This is a genomic window from Streptomyces sp. NPDC013455 (assembly GCF_040632975.1).
Lineage (GTDB): Bacteria > Actinomycetota > Actinomycetes > Streptomycetales > Streptomycetaceae > Streptomyces.
Map to the genome: position 1 here is coordinate 1 of NZ_JBEYCX010000011.1, position 14,151 is coordinate 14,151.

Annotated in this window: 11 protein-coding genes and 5 pseudogenes; 8 read left to right on the top strand and 8 right to left on the bottom strand. The window is 71.0% G+C overall.

What is annotated here, in order from left to right:
- Positions 1–290 precede the first annotated feature (290 nt).
- Positions 291–1,112 (top strand): hypothetical protein, encoded by an 822-nt coding sequence (locus ABZ576_RS18990; protein WP_360741561.1) that lies wholly within the window; start codon positions 291–293, stop codon positions 1,110–1,112.
- Positions 1,113–1,418: 306 nt separating this feature from the next.
- Here the strand turns inward: ABZ576_RS18990 and ABZ576_RS18995 are convergent, their stop codons facing one another.
- Positions 1,419–1,577 carry a hypothetical protein gene (locus ABZ576_RS18995; RefSeq protein ID WP_360742133.1) on the bottom strand — a complete coding sequence of 53 codons (159 nt, stop codon included), beginning with the start codon at positions 1,575–1,577 and terminating at the stop codon, positions 1,419–1,421.
- 168 nt (positions 1,578–1,745) lie between these two features.
- Between ABZ576_RS18995 and ABZ576_RS19000 the strand changes: the two genes are divergently transcribed.
- Positions 1,746–3,269 (top strand): alpha/beta hydrolase domain-containing protein, encoded by a 1,524-nt coding sequence (locus ABZ576_RS19000; RefSeq protein WP_360741563.1) that lies wholly within the window; start codon positions 1,746–1,748, stop codon positions 3,267–3,269.
- Positions 3,270–3,713: 444 nt separating this feature from the next.
- Positions 3,714–3,852: pseudogene (locus tag ABZ576_RS19005) on the top strand (IS5/IS1182 family transposase); the annotation flags it as partial.
- Between the two features lie 158 nt (positions 3,853–4,010).
- Here the strand turns inward: ABZ576_RS19005 and ABZ576_RS19010 are convergent.
- Positions 4,011–4,220: pseudogene (locus ABZ576_RS19010) on the bottom strand (DUF6009 family protein); the annotation flags it as partial.
- 759 nt (positions 4,221–4,979) lie between these two features.
- Between ABZ576_RS19010 and ABZ576_RS19015 the strand changes: the two are divergent.
- The gene (locus tag ABZ576_RS19015; RefSeq protein ID WP_360741565.1) at positions 4,980–5,333 is read left to right on the top strand and encodes a WhiB family transcriptional regulator; all 354 of its coding nucleotides are present in this window, start codon (positions 4,980–4,982) and stop codon (positions 5,331–5,333) included.
- Between the two features lie 116 nt (positions 5,334–5,449).
- Here the strand turns inward: ABZ576_RS19015 and ABZ576_RS19020 are convergent.
- Together ABZ576_RS19020 and ABZ576_RS19025 are read right to left on the bottom strand one after the other, a co-directional pair.
- Positions 5,450–5,641 (bottom strand): annotated as a pseudogene (locus ABZ576_RS19020) (non-reducing end alpha-L-arabinofuranosidase family hydrolase); the annotation flags it as partial.
- 31 nt (positions 5,642–5,672) lie between these two features.
- Positions 5,673–7,277, bottom strand: coding sequence for a family 43 glycosylhydrolase (locus ABZ576_RS19025; RefSeq protein WP_360741567.1), 1,605 nt, complete (start codon positions 7,275–7,277; stop codon positions 5,673–5,675).
- Positions 7,278–7,566: 289 nt separating this feature from the next.
- Here ABZ576_RS19025 and ABZ576_RS19030 point away from each other — a divergent pair, with 289 nt between their 5' ends.
- Both ABZ576_RS19030 and ABZ576_RS19035 read left to right on the top strand, forming a co-directional pair.
- Positions 7,567–7,893, top strand: coding sequence for a helix-turn-helix transcriptional regulator (locus ABZ576_RS19030; protein ID WP_360741569.1), 327 nt, complete (start codon positions 7,567–7,569; stop codon positions 7,891–7,893).
- Entirely contained in the window at positions 7,890–8,237 is a 348-nt protein-coding gene (locus ABZ576_RS19035; RefSeq protein ID WP_360741571.1) for a hypothetical protein, read from the top strand. The genes ABZ576_RS19030 and ABZ576_RS19035 overlap by 4 nt, the downstream gene beginning before the upstream one ends.
- Positions 8,238–9,058: 821 nt before the next feature.
- Here the strand turns inward: ABZ576_RS19035 and ABZ576_RS19040 are convergent.
- A pseudogene (locus tag ABZ576_RS19040) lies at positions 9,059–9,217 on the bottom strand (DUF6153 family protein); the annotation flags it as partial.
- A gap of 361 nt (positions 9,218–9,578) precedes the next feature.
- Complete coding sequence (locus tag ABZ576_RS19045; protein ID WP_360741573.1) at positions 9,579–10,166, bottom strand: TetR family transcriptional regulator; 588 nt, start codon at positions 10,164–10,166, stop codon at positions 9,579–9,581.
- Between the two features lie 116 nt (positions 10,167–10,282).
- Between ABZ576_RS19045 and ABZ576_RS19050 the strand changes: the two genes are divergently transcribed.
- On the top strand, positions 10,283–11,140 hold the full coding sequence (locus tag ABZ576_RS19050; RefSeq protein WP_360741575.1) for a class I SAM-dependent methyltransferase: 858 nt from the start codon (positions 10,283–10,285) through the stop codon (positions 11,138–11,140).
- Positions 11,141–11,585: 445 nt separating this feature from the next.
- On the opposite strand, the gene ABZ576_RS19055 is transcribed toward ABZ576_RS19050, so the two are convergent.
- Together ABZ576_RS19055 and ABZ576_RS19060 are read right to left on the bottom strand one after the other, a co-directional pair.
- Positions 11,586–12,533 carry a 2-dehydropantoate 2-reductase gene (locus ABZ576_RS19055; RefSeq protein ID WP_360742092.1) on the bottom strand — a complete coding sequence of 316 codons (948 nt, stop codon included), beginning with the start codon at positions 12,531–12,533 and terminating at the stop codon, positions 11,586–11,588.
- Positions 12,525–13,028, bottom strand: a pseudogene (locus ABZ576_RS19060) (DUF6817 domain-containing protein); the annotation flags it as partial. The gene ABZ576_RS19055 and the pseudogene ABZ576_RS19060, both read right to left, overlap by 9 nt.
- 224 nt (positions 13,029–13,252) lie before the next feature.
- Between ABZ576_RS19060 and ABZ576_RS19065 the strand changes: the two are divergent.
- Positions 13,253–14,149 carry a LysR family transcriptional regulator gene (locus ABZ576_RS19065; RefSeq protein ID WP_360741577.1) on the top strand — a complete coding sequence of 299 codons (897 nt, stop codon included), beginning with the start codon at positions 13,253–13,255 and terminating at the stop codon, positions 14,147–14,149.
- The last annotated feature ends 2 nt before the right edge of the window (positions 14,150–14,151 follow it).

A 14,151-nucleotide genomic window follows, 5' to 3' on the forward strand; every position in this document is an offset into this window, starting at 1 on the left:
AACACAACCGCCCCACCCACAACCGCTAACCCCCACCCCACCGACCAGCCAAAACAACGCTGACCAGCACAAACACCAACCGAGCCTTTACACGCCAGGACTACCTACAACCCACCCCGCCGCATCTGCGGCCGGGTTGGGCGTGCGAGCCGAAGTGGGACGGTTCTCCGGACACCTGAAGTTGTCTCATCGGATGACACCCTCGGCATGTCCTGCGTTCTACCGACTCGCAGCGGAATAGAAAGAAGATCATTATTTGCTGGGTTGATGACCTATAGCTGGGAGGTCACGTGCAGTTGTTCTTCGCGACCAGCGGAGATGGCGAGCTGGTGGTCTTCCACGAGGGCCGCCTGAACTTCGCGGCACTTCAGCAGCGGGCCCGGCGGCGCGGCCGGGGCGCGATCAAGGCCGCTAGGACGCCGTCGGGCCATCTGGTGGTGTTCGACCTGCTGGAGGCGCCCGGCGGGGAGGGGCTCTTTTCCCACCCCTGCCGGCATGGCAGGCTCCCCGCCATGACGAAGACGACCGACGCCGAGACCCGGCAGCAGGTGCTGGAGGACGCCGAGGCGCTGCTGAGGGCGAAGTACGACGGCGGCCGCGACTGGCTCGACCCGGTCCGCGTGATGCACGCCGTGCGCGCGGCCGCCGACCGCTACGGCCTCGACGACGCCGAGCAGGCGGAGGTGCCGGCCGACGACATCCTCGCCGCGCTCACCCAGCTCGACGAGGCCCGCGCCGCGCTGGACACCCTGGAGCGCGACCTCACCCGCGTCGCCCGCCGGCGCGGGGCCTCCTGGCAGCAGGTCGCCGACTCCCCAGGGGATCCCGCTCCAGCGCCGAGAGCCGCTTCGTGCGCCTGGAGAGCGACGCCGCCAGCTACCACCGCGACGCTACCCCGACCGCCAGCGGGCCGAGCGGGCCCGCGACCGCGCCGGGGACGCCTGGGCGCGGGCCAACGCGCCCCGGCTGCGCGCCGCCGTGCGGTCCCTGGCCTGCCTGGGCGACTCCTGGCCGCAGCTGGCCCGCACCCGTCCCCGCCGGGAAACTCGCCGCCTGGCACCGCGAACTCGACGGACCCTCCCTCGCCGCCCGGCTGCGCGCCCTGCGCCTGAACCTCGACTCCCCCGAACTGCCCGCCGGCACCCAGGCCGCCGCCCGCGACGAAACCCTGGCGGTCTTGGCCGACCTGCGCGCCGCCCGCCAGAACGAGGCCGGTTAGAGCTGTTGGGGCCAACAGATCCGACCGTGTCTGATCAGGTATTACCCAGTCCTCCGGGCTCCCGTCACGGTCGATCACTGGTGAAGGACGGAGGGCGGGAACGCCTCGGAGGTGTGACCTGGGCCCGGCGAACCGCCCGTCCCCAGCAGCATCAATGCCTTTTCGCTGGTCACGACCCTGGAGCGGGTCCCGTGAAGCGTCACGTCGGCAGCAGGTTCCCGGCGGCGAAGGCCCCGGCGTATCCGGCGCCGAGTACCACGATGCGGTGCTTCATGGCGATGCTCCTGTCTCGTTCGCGTGCCCCTTGAACGAGACGGCGCCCCGATTGCTGACAGAAGCGGAGCATGATGTGGGTCACGTACCGAGAGTGAGCGGTCGAGCCTCCGTCAGGCGCGCGAAACGGCTCGGTGGTCACCGGTCACCGTTCCTGGACGCTGGTGGATTCGCCGATGGCAGCCCGCCACGGCTCACCCAGACTGCGGTCTCAACCCATTGGGACACGCATTCACGGAGGCGACCCGTGCGCATGCTTGCTCGTTTATCCCGGCGGTCCGCTGCCGCCGCCGCGCTGGGGGCGCTGCTCTACGGCGGCCTCCTCGGCACCCCGACGGCCCCGGCCGCGGCCTCACCCGCCGCGGTCGCGAGCCCCACGGTCACCGTCCCGCCCGCCGGCGGTCACGGCTTCCCGTTCCTCGCCGCGGCGGAGGACCTCGGCTCGTTCGGCTACACCGAGAGCGAGTACTTCATCTCGGGCACCGCCACGTCGTACGCCAAGTCCGGCCTGTGGACCTCGGACGGCCGGTGGAACGTCCGCGCGTCCGGCACCGCCCCGTACAAGAGCCGCCTGCTGGTGCGCCGCCCCGCCGACCCGGCCGCGTTCAACGGCACGGTGGTCGTGGAGTGGCTCAACGTCAGCGGCCAGCTCGATCTCTCCCCGGACTACTGGTTCGAGCGGGACGAACTGCTGCGCCGGGGCTACGCCTGGGTCGGCGTCTCGGCGCAGGCCGTCGGGGTCAACGGCGGCCTGGGCGAGATCAAGGGACTGAAGGGCTGGGACCCGGCGCGATACGGCAGCCTGGTCCACCCCGGCGATGCCTTCGCCTACGACATCTTCTCCCAGGCGGGCCAGGCGCTGCGCACCCCGAACGGGACCGACCCGCTCGGCGGGCTCCCGGTGCGCACGCTGCTCGCCGACGGCGAGTCGCAGTCGGCGGGCTTCATGACGACGTACGTCAACGCCGTCCAGCCCGTGTCCGGCGTCTACGACGGCTTCATGGTGCACAGCAACAGCGCGATCGCCTCTCCGATCAGCGGCGTGCTCGCCGACACCCTGCTGATGCCGAACCCGTCCCGGATCCGGACCGACCTGCCGGTGCCGACGTTCGTTGTGCTCACGGAGACCGACGTGCCGGGCGCCGCGTCCGCACGGCAGCCGGACACCGACAGCGTCGTGCACTGGGAGCTGGCCGGCACCGCGCACGGCGACCAGTGGGCCTTCGACACCGGCGAACCGACCGTGCGGAAGTCGGCGGGCTCCGCCGCGCCGTCGGCCGACTGCGCCGCCGGTTCGGCCCCCTTCAACGACGGCCCCGGCCACTGGGCGATGAACGCGGCGCTGCGCCACCTGGCCGACTGGGCGCGGGGCGGTGCGCGGCCGCCGAGCGGCCAGCCGCTGAGCACCGTCCTGCGTGACCCGGCCACGGGCCTCGCCACCGGCGGCATCCGCCTGCCGGACGTCACGGTGCCCACCCGGACCCTCACCGGTTCGCGCGACACCACCGGCAGCGGTGTCTTCTGCGGCCTGTACGGCGCCCGCGACCCGTGGAACGGCGGCGCCGACGCCTGGGACCGGCACGACGACGGCGACCCGTCCGACCCCTCCTTCCCGATCACCCCGGAACCGGTGCTCAGCCGGCTCTACCCCACCCACGCCGACTACGTGGCCAAGGTGCGCACGGCCGCGCAGAGGTCCGTCGACGCCGGATACCTGCTGCCGGAGGACGCGACGGCCATCGTCGCCGCCGCGCAGGACTCGGGCATCGGCGGCTGACCCACCGGCCGTCCGGCCGTCCGCGGCCCTGCGCGCTGCGCCCCACCCCCGGAAGAAGGGGGTGGGGCGCAGCGCGGGGGCGGACGGCAGATCAGCGGTACGCGCCGATCGCGTACACCGAGATGCCGACGTCGCTGTACAGGGTCTGACGGCCGAGACCGATCCAGCCGTTTCCGTTGCAGGGTCGGTGACGCGTTCACGTACCCGCTCGGCGGCCTTGCGGGCGCGGTAGGCGGCCTGGCAGCACGCGGGGCCGCAGTAGAGCGCGTCACGGCGGTGGCCGTGCCCGAGGGCGAACCGCCGGCCGCACGAGGGGCAGCGCACGATGTGCTCGGTCTCGCGGCCCAGGGTGTAGGGCAGGCCGATCTCGACGGCCTCCTCGAAGTGGCAGCGCCAGCGCCGGGCGGCGGCCTTGCACCGCGCGGAGCGGAACCGCCTGTCGCTATATCCGTCGGCACCGCCCACGCCTACGTCACCGCCGTCACCGGACTGCTCGCCGAACGCACACCGGGGCCTTCTCAAAACGCTGCGCGAGCACGATCCGGACTTCGTCCTGCTGGACGGGACGCTCGTCGAGTGCGACAGCCCCGACCCGATCAACGAGGTCGTCATTCTCACCGGCCTGCGACCCGACCTTCACTAGCGCGCTCAGTCACACAGGCGGAAAGGTGCGGTGATGTCGGAAGTTCGGTCGCTTGAGTCGCTTCGGTCGCTGTGGCCGGGCGGGTCAGAGCGGGAGGGTTACCCGAGTGCCTGCATCGCGCTGGACGGCGGGCCGCCTTCGGAGCGCTCGGCCTTCCTGCCCTTGGTGCGCGGTTGCAGGGTCGCGGGGTCGACGGCCTCGGCCGGAGCGGAGCTGGCATACAGGCCGTCGGGTTCGCTGTCGCGGTCATGCGGGAGGAGCCAGAAGACACGGCGGCGGAAGGTGCCGGAAGCGCGGGAGGCTTCTGCGTCGCCCGGCGCGGTGACCGCCACCCCCCGGCCCCCGCCCCCGCCGCACCACGAGCGCCCGCCGCGCGGTCGCCAAGGGGCGCCCCTGATACGGCCGCGGCGACGTGTGGCCGCCGCGCCGGACTCGGTCGCCCTGCTGGAGGCGCACGGCACGGCCCGGGGCATGAAGTCGGCCTCCAGACCGGGAAAGACGAACGCCAGCCTGCCGCCCGCCGGGCCGTGCAGCGGGGCCGGCCGGAGCCGGCGGGCGTGCCGGCTCGGCCGGGAGGGGACTCGGCGGGGGTGGCGCCGGGCCGACCGCCCGGCAGCGCAGCGGCCACCCACTCCGGCGGCCGCGGGCCCCGCCTCGCCCCACCCGCGCGTCACCGAGCCCGAACGCGTTCTCCTGCTCGCGGCCGCCAGCGTGGCCGCGCTCGCGCCGCGCTGCTCAGCGACAACGTTCCGTCGAGCGGCCGCCGTCCCGTGCAGGCTAAAGATCTGTCCCCCTGGGGGGACACAACACGCCGGAATGTCAGCGTGACCGACATATCTGTCGGCGTGCAGATCCTGCCCTTCCGGTCCGGCTTCCACACGCCGATGCTCGCACCCGCGTCGCTCCTGCGGTCGATGGCCGCAGGGCACGCGCGAGGTGCCGAAGTAGGTTCCCCAAGTGTTTGAACTGGCATAAAATGCCACAAACCTCTGCCGGGACTGTGGCACCGCCGCGTGCTGTGCCGCAGCCGCTCCGCCTGGCCGCACACGGCCATGAAGAGGTGCGTCATGACCCGCTCGTCCAGTGGACACCCGGCAGCTTCCGACTGGCGCGATCAAGCATCGTGTGCCGGAGAAGATCCCGACATCTTCTTTCCCCTCTCCGACCTCGCAGCTCCTGGGACAGAGGCCGCTCTGGCCCGAGCGATATGCCGCCGCTGTCCGGTTCTCATCGCCTGCCGTACCTGGGCGATCGATCATGGCGAGGACGACGGCATCTGGGGGGCCACGACGGCCGCCCAGCGCCGCGCCATCCGACGCGCCACGGCGGAGACCATCCCTGCGGTCAGGCGGCGCGGTGCCGGGGCCGGGGCAGGCGCCGGGGCAGGGGCCGGGGCCGGGGAGGAGTCACTGCCCGATTAGCGCGGCGACGGTGACGCGGCGCCGAGCCGGAGGACGGCTCACGGCCTCGGCCGCTCAGCGGTTGAAGACCAGGCGGGGAGCCGCTGCGCCATCTCGCCGACCGGGCGCCACTACGTGCCCGACGGGAAGGTCACGTTGCTCGCCCGCGCGAACGGGTTGCTCTCGGACGCGGCCAGCGGGCTCCGGGTGCCGGCCAGGCTGCCGGAGGTCCAGGACCGGAAGTAGCGGCGCCCGTCGGAGCCGATGGCCTCCACGAGCAGCAGGTACTGGTTGCTGCCCTGCACCTTGTAGACGTTGCTCGCCTCGAACGTCGGCATCTGTTGCGAGCGGTGGACTGGTTCAGGGCGTTGACAGCTCGAACCGCGTGACGCGCACCGCGCCGCCGAGCGCCTGCGTGGCGTGGTCGAAGAGGGCGAAGCGGTAGCCCATGAAGAACCGCCAGTCGTTGCCCATGGAGAAGGCGGGTCCGAGTCGGGTGAAGGTGGTGCCGTCGGCGCTGTAGGAGAAGGTGCCGGGGCGTGGTGCGCCGGGGCGCATGTCCACGGTCGCGCGCAGCCAGATCCGCCCTCCGGGGACGGGCGCGCTCGCGACCTCGTAGCCGGTGCCCGTGGTGTTCCAGTTGGTGTCCATGGTCAGCCCGGTGACCATCACCAACCGTGACACGCCCCCGCCGCGTGTGACGCCGATCCACGCCGAGGAGTCCCGCAGCAGCGCGAGTCCGGCCCGGTCGCCGTCCCGTATGGCGGAGTGGTCGAGCTGGACGGTGGCGGTGGAAGTGGGGCCCTGGATGCGGTGCGTGAGGGTGTTGCGGGCCCAGTACAGGTCGTTGGTGACGGTGGCGGTCCGGAGGGTCAGCCCGTTCCCGGCCGGCCACTTGGTGTTGTCCGGGTTGTGGTTCCACTCCCCCCTCGGCTTGAGGGTCGTACCGTCGAAGACGTCGACGCCGGTCATGGGGGTGACCTGGCGGGGCGGAGGGGGCACGGCGGGACTGGGGTACGAGGTCCCCCATGCGCCGTCGACGAGCTGTACGACGGGCCAGCCGTCCGAGGTCCAGGTGACCGGGGCCAGGGCGGGCATCCGGCCGCCGGGGTAGGCGTCCACGAAGGCCAGGTAGTACCAGGCGCCGCTCTGCGTCTGCACCAGCCCGCCCTGGTGCGGGACGCCGCCGCCGGGGATCGGTCCGCGCAGGCCGAGGAGGACCTGTCGCATCGTGTAGGGGCCGAAGGGGCCGCCGGACGACTTCAGGACGTACTGGCCGTTCGCGGGGCGGGTCAGGAAGATGTAGTACTGCCCGTTGATCTTGTAGAAGCGTGAGCCTTCGAGGGTGCCGACGCTCGGCGGCGCCGTGAACACCTGCTGTGTGCGGACCTGGTTGCGGCCGTCAGGCGAGAGCTGGGCCACGCTGATGGTGGTGTTCCCGTAGGCCACGTACAGGGAGTCGTCCGTGTCGACGAGCGGCCCCGCGTCGTAGTAGGGCGTGCCGATGGTCGTCAGCCTGGTCCACGGTCCCTCGACGGCGGTGGCGGTGTAGACGTACGTCCGGGCGAAGTCGATCTGGCCGAGCCAGTAGAAGGTTCTGTTGCTCGGCCGGTAGGCCAGTGACGACGCCCAGATACCTCTGACATGGCCGCGGGCCCCGTTCAGGTCGTACTTGGCGCCGAAGTCGAGCACGGGCACCGAGTGGCCGGCGATCTCCCAGTGCACCAGGTCGTACGAGCGCAGGACGGGTGCGCCCGGTGAGTAGTGCATCGTCGAGGCAGAGGCGTAGTACGTGTCGCCGACGCGGATGACGTCGATGTCCGCGAAGTCCTGCCATATCACCGGGTTCGTGTACGTGGAGGCTGCCGCGAGAGCTGCCCCGTGGGGCAGGAGGGCGCCGACGGCCAGGCCGGTGGCGGCCGTGAGCACATGTCGGCGGGAAGGACCCTGTTGCGGACATGACATATCCGTCGACGGTGCTCTCCTCGGCTTTCGTTCGTACGGAGCACCCCGGCCGCTCGCGTCCGACATATCGAATGTGGGTCGACGCGTCGAGCAACCAGGATGATAGGCGACCGATTGCGCCCGTCAATACCCCTCGCAGCATTCGCCCAAGAGGTCGAAACATGGCGGCAAGAAAGATCCCTGAATGCGGGAGCCCTCGATCTGTCTACATGGGTGTGTCCGACGAGTACCGCAAAAACCTGCTGGAGGCTTCGCTGAAGCGCCGGCTCGGCGACGACGGGGACCTGACGTGATCAAGAAAATGGGCTACGAGTGGCGGCTGCGGCAGATCATGGCCGAGCAGGAGATGTTCCACACCTCGGATCTCGTGCCGCTACTCGCGGAGCGCGGGGCGAGCCTGCCGCGTGAGGAGGTCTACCGGCTGGTGACGCAGCCCCCGCAGCGGATGAGCATGGACACATTGGTCGCGCTGTGTGACATCTTCGGCTGTACCCCGAACGACCTCATCAAGCCGACGGTCGTCAACGCGCAGGTGAAGAAGACCGCGGGCGGCGAGGAGGCACCGCTGCCGCTGACGGAGCGCAGGACCACGATCCGGCGCCCGGGTGCGCCGTGAGGAAGTACCCGACCCCGGACCAGGTACGGCTGCGCGAGGATCTGGCCGGGCCCGTGACCGGATCATCGTCTCTCTCACGCGACGGAACCACCCTCGACGCCTCCCTGCGGCCGCTCGCCGATGTACTCAGCGACGCTCCCACCCCCTGCCCCGTCCTGGCCTGGCTGCGCCGAAGCCCCGCCGCGCGCCTCCTGGGCCAGCTGGTGGCCGCGCCCGACGAACTCGACCACCCGGCCCTGGAGGCGCTGCCCCAAGGACACGCCACCACCTACGTCCGCAGCCTGCTCACCACCGCAGGCCTACTTCCGCCACGCGATGAGAACATCGCCCTGCTCGTCAACTGAACGGCCCGCACGCTGGCCAAGCTCCCAGGACATCAGGCGACCCTGATCCGCCCCTTCGCCGAGTGGCACACCATCGGCGACGCCCGCCGGCGCTCGGCGCGCGGGCGCTACACCTACACCGCCCACAAGGGCGACTGCGCCAACATCCGCGCCGCCATCGACTTCCTCACCTGGCTGGACACCCAGCAACACACTCCCCAAAGCCTCACACAGGAAAACCTGGACATCTGGGCATCTCCAGGCGCACCCTGCGAGCCCGCTCCGTCCCTTTCATCCGCTGGGCCGGCGCCCGCCACCTCACCCAGGCCGGCCTGACCATCGAGCACCCGCTCTCCCAGCTCCCCGGCCAGTTCCAGATCGAGCAGTGGGCGCGGTCTGCCACCAGGTCGTACAGCGTCAGCCCGTCGCACAGGGATATATCCAGCAACAGCAGACGGTGCCCCAGAGTGCGGCGGCGCCACAGCGGCATCAGCTGCCGGTGCAGCGTCTCCGCCTCCCGCCGAAGGCGAGCCGGGTGCCACCCCCGAAGCCGAGGCCGCCGCACAGGCGCGTGTCGAGACGCTTGAACAGCTTGCCGTCACCGTCGACCTACTCGCGCCCCGTGTCACCGAGGCACGCACCCGCGCACACGAGGCCGACGCCCGAGCCGACACGCTGCGCAGCGGGACCGATCTGCTGGCCTCCATCCGCATCCCCGACGGCATCGAACAGCTGCAACGTCAGGCCACCCGGGCACAGACGGCCGCCCAGCAGGCCCGTGAAGCCGCCGACGCGGCCGCTCAAACCCTCTCCGACGTCACCCAAGAGGCTCAGTTGGGCCCTCAGCGCACCGATCTGACCCTGCCGCCCGGCAGCGCCGGGGGCGCCGGGGGCGCGTCGAGAGCCGCGGCCGGCGGCGCGTACGGGGCGGCGACATCTACGGCCGCGCACGTACCGTCCGCATGGTCCAGAGGTTCCGTGCCGCCTGCCGAGTGCGAACACGCCCCTCCGTCACCGCCTCACGTCCGGCGGCATGGGAGCCGGGGGGCCGTGGGGCGCGGAAGCCGGTAGGGCGTGCCGGGCACGGCCCTGGGGGCGTTGCGCCGTCACCGCAGGCTTTGGGCCCAGGCCGCGCATGGCCAGGACGCCGTGCGGAACCGCCGGCACCGGCAGCGCGAAGCCGCGCCCGGCAGGCGGGCTGCTCGGCGCGCGCTGGACGGCGGCGATCACAGGTTCCTCGCAGGCGGCGGCCACTGCACCGCGTGCAGGAGCGAACCGTTCGGGCGATCGCCTCGGAGGCCCCCCACCTTGTCGCGGGCCTCGTCGCCGCAGGCCGTCGCCTCGGCAGCGCAGGCGTGCGGGTCAGCCGCCGAGGAGTACGGCCAGCAGCCGCCGCGTGGTCGCCGCGGTGTCCGTCGCCTGCCCGGGACTGCGGGTCATCAGCAGGTGGTGGGTCGTGCCGACGAGCGCGAGCGCGATGGCGTCGGCATCGGTGCCGGCGGGGAGCCGGCCGGCGTTCTGTTCCGCCTGGAGGTAGGCGCTGACGGCGTGCTGGATCGCATCGAACGCGGGCGCGCCGGACTGGAAGCCCTCGCGGGTGTGCGAGGCGGCCGCGGGGCGGGTCATCGCCAGGCCCACCACCGCGGGCGGCAGGGAGTCCAGCAGCGCCCCGACGACCTCTTGGAGGTTCTCGGCGACCGTGGCCTGCCCCACTTTGGTCTGCAGGGCCTCGGCCTGGCGGGCGCTGCGCGCGAAGCGGTCCAGGACCAGTTCGGCGACGAACTCGTCCAGGCCGGAGAAGTGCGTGTGCAGGACGCCCTTGGCGCAGTCCGCCTCCGCGGTGACCGCGCGGCTGGTCAGGGCCGCGGCGCCGTCACGGGCCACCACCCGCTCCGCGGCCGCGAACAGCCGCTCCCGCAGGTCCGGAATCGCCACTCCACGAGGTGACACAACAGCCCCTCCCCTACGACCGATTGCAAGTATGGGCACTCGCCCATACCCTTTGGGCACTCGCCCATACTAGGGCCGGGGCGTCCTGCCGCGCCCCGGCGGGAGGGAGTTCACCCATGGGGCAGTTCGCCAACACCGCGCAGGCCGAGGCGTGGAACGGATACGAGGGCGCGCAGTGGGCCCGCAGTCAGGAGCGCTGGGACGCCGTCAACGACGGCTTCAACCAGCCCCTGCTGGACGCCGCGGCCATCTCCGACACCGACACGGTCCTGGACGTCGGCTGCGGAGCCGGACGCACTACCCGCTTGGCCGCCCGGCGCGCCGCGCGCGGCCGGGCGCTCGGCCTGGACCTGTCGAATCCGATGCTGGGCAGGGCGCGGGAGAGCGCCGTACGCGAAGGGGTCGCGAACGTCGCCTTCGTTCAGGGCGACGCCGAGGTCCACCCTCTGGACTCCGAGGCGTTCGATGCGGTCATCAGCCGGTACGGCATGACCTTCTTCACCGACCCGGTCGCCGCGTTCGCCAACCTCCACCGCGCGCTGCGCCCCGGCGGCCGGCTGGCCTTCGTCTGCGCGGCCGAAGCCGAGGCCAACGAGTGGCTCGCCGCGCTGGCCTCGCTCAAGCACATCCTGCCGCTCGGGGGCTTCGGGAAGGCCGGCGGCCCCGGTATGTTCTCGCTCACCGATCCCGGCCGCATCCGCGACCTGGTCACCGCAGGCGGATTCGTCGGGGTGGACGTGCAGCGCATCGAGGCGGCGGGGAAGTGGGGCGCCGACGCGGTGGACGCCGCGGCGTTCCTGCTGGACTCCGGTCCCGGGCGTCACCTCCTCGACCAGGTGACTCCGCCTGCACAGGAGGCGGCACGTCAGGCGTTGACGGCCGCCCTGCAGCGCCATGAGGCGGACGGCGGGGTGTGGCTGCGGAGCACTTCCTGGCTGGTCACCGCCGTGCGCGGCGGAGTAGCACGGAGCTGACCGCAGCCGCGCCCCGCCCCGAGCCGAACCGGGGCGGGGTGGGGCGGGGCGGGGCGAGTTCACGGTGCGGACCAGGCGGGCGATGGCCTGGGACCCTTCGGCGATCTTGTCCTGGGCCTGATCGCCGCCCTGGGCGATCGCGTCGGCCACCAGGGAGTTGAGTGGTCGTCCATCATGGTCAGGGCGAAGGACTCAAGAAGACCCGCGCCAACCAGAAAGCCGAGATTCGAGAACTTCGCCAACTGGTCACCAGGCTCACCCTCGCGGTCGCCGTTATGGCTCAAGAAGACGGAGCGCCAACCACGGAAGGTGCGCCCGTCTCCGACAACATCGTCCTCGCGTTTCCCAGAGAGACCACTTGGCAGGGCGGAAGTCACAGGCGCCAGCACGAGTTTCCATGGCTCCGCCCACCAGGGAGTCAGAGGTAACCGGCATCGGGCCGACGTCAGCCGGGGTGAGCAATGCCGGCTCTCGGCACGGCCGTCAGTTCGGCCATCAGCCGTGTGGTGACCGGCACGAGAATGCCATGACGCTTGGCTGCCCGTTGCAGCGCCCCGCCGACTGCGTCGAGTTCAAGCGGGCGGCTGACCTCCGCGTCGCGTTGCATGGACGACTTACTGCCGCTCGGGAACGAGTCGTACAGCGCCAAGACCTTCGCCGGGTCGGCCGGAGCGCCGCAGGCCCTACTCACCGAGGCGGCTTCCTCGACAAGGGCCACCAGTTCCCCGCGTCGCTTGGTCCGTACGTCCCCGATGGTGAGGCGGTATCTGGTCGTGAGCAGGGCGAAGGGGGCGAGGAAGGCCAGCTTCGCCCAGAGGGCGGCAGTCTCATCCTGGACCACGCGCGTGTCCACCCCCGCGTCCTGGAGCATCGCGGCCAACTGGTTGAGGCGTTCGTGGGAACCGGCCAGGTCAATCTGCGTGAACGGGCTGCCGTGCTCGATGACGCCGGGCGCGGTGCGAGTCGACTCCACTCGGATCACGCCCGGAGCGACCGACTGCGCGCCGTAACGAGCCCGCAGCGAGTCGGGATGCTCGATGCCGTTGAGCAGCGGCACAACCAGGGCAGCGCCAAGGGTACTGGGCGGAATCCGCTCAAGCGCCGCGTCAAGGGCTGTGTGCTTGACAGTGATCAGGCACAGATCGACCGGCTCCCGTAGTTCGGTGGCCGTCTCGACGCTCGCGGAGAAGTCGCCGAACTGCCCACTGCGCACCCGGATGCCGTCCTGGCGCAGGATTTGCGTCGTTGCTTCGCCGCCCACGCAGATCACCCGGTGTCCGGCGCGGGAGAGCACGGCGGCCAGGAGGCCGCCGACGCCTCCTGGCCCAAGTACCGCTACCGTCGACGGGTTTGGTGAGGCTTCTCCGGCGAGTCCGGAGCGTGGGGAGAGCACCGTGCGGCAGTCCTTCCATGCGGGACGACTCAGGAGCGGTTGGAAGCGGGTGAACAAAGTGAGCAAGTCGGCGCCACTGGTCTGACGGAATGCCGGGTCGACACGGGCGATGTCGAGTTCGTTCGCCGCTGACAGCTCGGCGAAGTCCCGTCGCATCGCAAGGTCGGGTGTGAAGGTCTGACCGGTGAACCGGTCGCGGAACACAGCCTCGGGATCCGCGAGTGTGGGATAAGAGGCTCTTCGGTCACAGCTGGCGTAGAAGTACACGAGCGCCTCGGCCTCGGCGCCGATCACCGCCGCCAGTTCCACACGGCGATCGGGTGGCAGGAGAGTCGTGGCGAACCCGTCGGTGCCGTAGAAGGCATGGCACAGGCCCGCGAGTTGAAGAGCAGGCCGGGCACCCCACCGGTTGAGCTGTTCCTGTACGCGTCGCAGGTGGGCGAGGAGGGTGCCGCCAGGGTGGTCGAGGGTCTCAGCGCCCAGCTCACTGAGCATCGAAGCAGCCTGGGTGGCTGCTTCGGGAGGTACGGACACGGGATCGGGCTCCTCTCATTGTTCGGCGGGTCGACACCCGTCCCCGCTCTCCGCCTTCGGTCCGGACTGGTGCGGGGAGCGGGGACGGGTTGCCGCCCTGGGCCCTGTGGCGATCATCGAGGAACACCTAAACCCCAGTCAATCCTAGGGTTTTCTATGTTTGACCTAAGGGATAACTTGGGGGCGTGACCCTTGATGACCTTCGTGTGTATATAGCGGTGTGCAGGACCGGGAGCCTGAGCGCTGTGGCCCGAGACCTCGCATGCACGCAGTCCGCCGTGAGCCAGCACGTGAAGCGGCTGGAACGGGAGACGGGCGCCCGCCTCCTGGAGCGCCATCCCCGCGGTGTCGTCCCCACCCCGGCGGGACGCATTCTGCATGCGGCGGCATCGGACGGCATCGCCGGCCTCGACCTTGCCCTGCGCCGTATCGACGAACTCGTGCGTGGTGAAGTCGGCTCTGTGCGGGTGGCGACGGGCGCGACGACAGTGCGGCACATCATGGCCGACGCCGTCGTTACGTTCCGAGAGCGCTATCCGAACGTGAGTCTGGAGTTCCAGACAGAGAGCTCCAGCAGCAGGTGTTACGCCACCCTGGCCACCAACACCATCGACCTGGCCTGGCTCACGCTCGGTGCCCCGGTCCGCGGCATCGAACAGCGCCCCGTCATAGAGTTGCCATGGGTTCTGGCGGTTCGGCCCGAGGACCCGCTCGCTGACCGCTCCCGTATCGAAGCCGCAGATCTTGCGGACATACGACACATCCGGCTGCCGGAGAATTCCTCCTCCCGCGCCCACCTCGACGCCGCCTTCGCCGAGCTTGGCGTCCGTATCAGTTCCGAACCCAGCGTCGCCGACTGGGACACCGCGATCCTCCTGGCCGAACTCGGCCTCGGCCACGCCGTCGTCCCCGCTCTGCCCAACCAGTACATCCACGGCGAAGCCAGTCCTCTGCGCTTCATCCCCATCCCCGACCTGCCACGGCTGTCGGTGGGCTGGGCCGTACGCCGCTGGGATGACCTCACCCCGCTCGCCAGGAACTTCGCCGACACCGTCAGCCTCAGCTGTACACGAAAGCTGTGAGT

Excerpts from the sequence above, each read along its gene's own strand:
- ABZ576_RS19000 (WP_360741563.1), top strand. The coding sequence starts at position 1,746 with ATGCTTGCTCGTTTATCCCGGCGGTCCGCTGCCGCCGCCGCGCTGGGG.
- ABZ576_RS19050 (WP_360741575.1), top strand. The coding sequence starts at position 10,283 with ATGGGGCAGTTCGCCAACACCGCGCAGGCCGAGGCGTGGAACGGATAC.
- ABZ576_RS19015 (WP_360741565.1), top strand. The coding sequence starts at position 4,980 with ATGACCCGCTCGTCCAGTGGACACCCGGCAGCTTCCGACTGGCGCGAT.
- ABZ576_RS19025 (WP_360741567.1), bottom strand. The coding sequence starts at position 7,277 with ATGTCATGTCCGCAACAGGGTCCTTCCCGCCGACATGTGCTCACGGCC.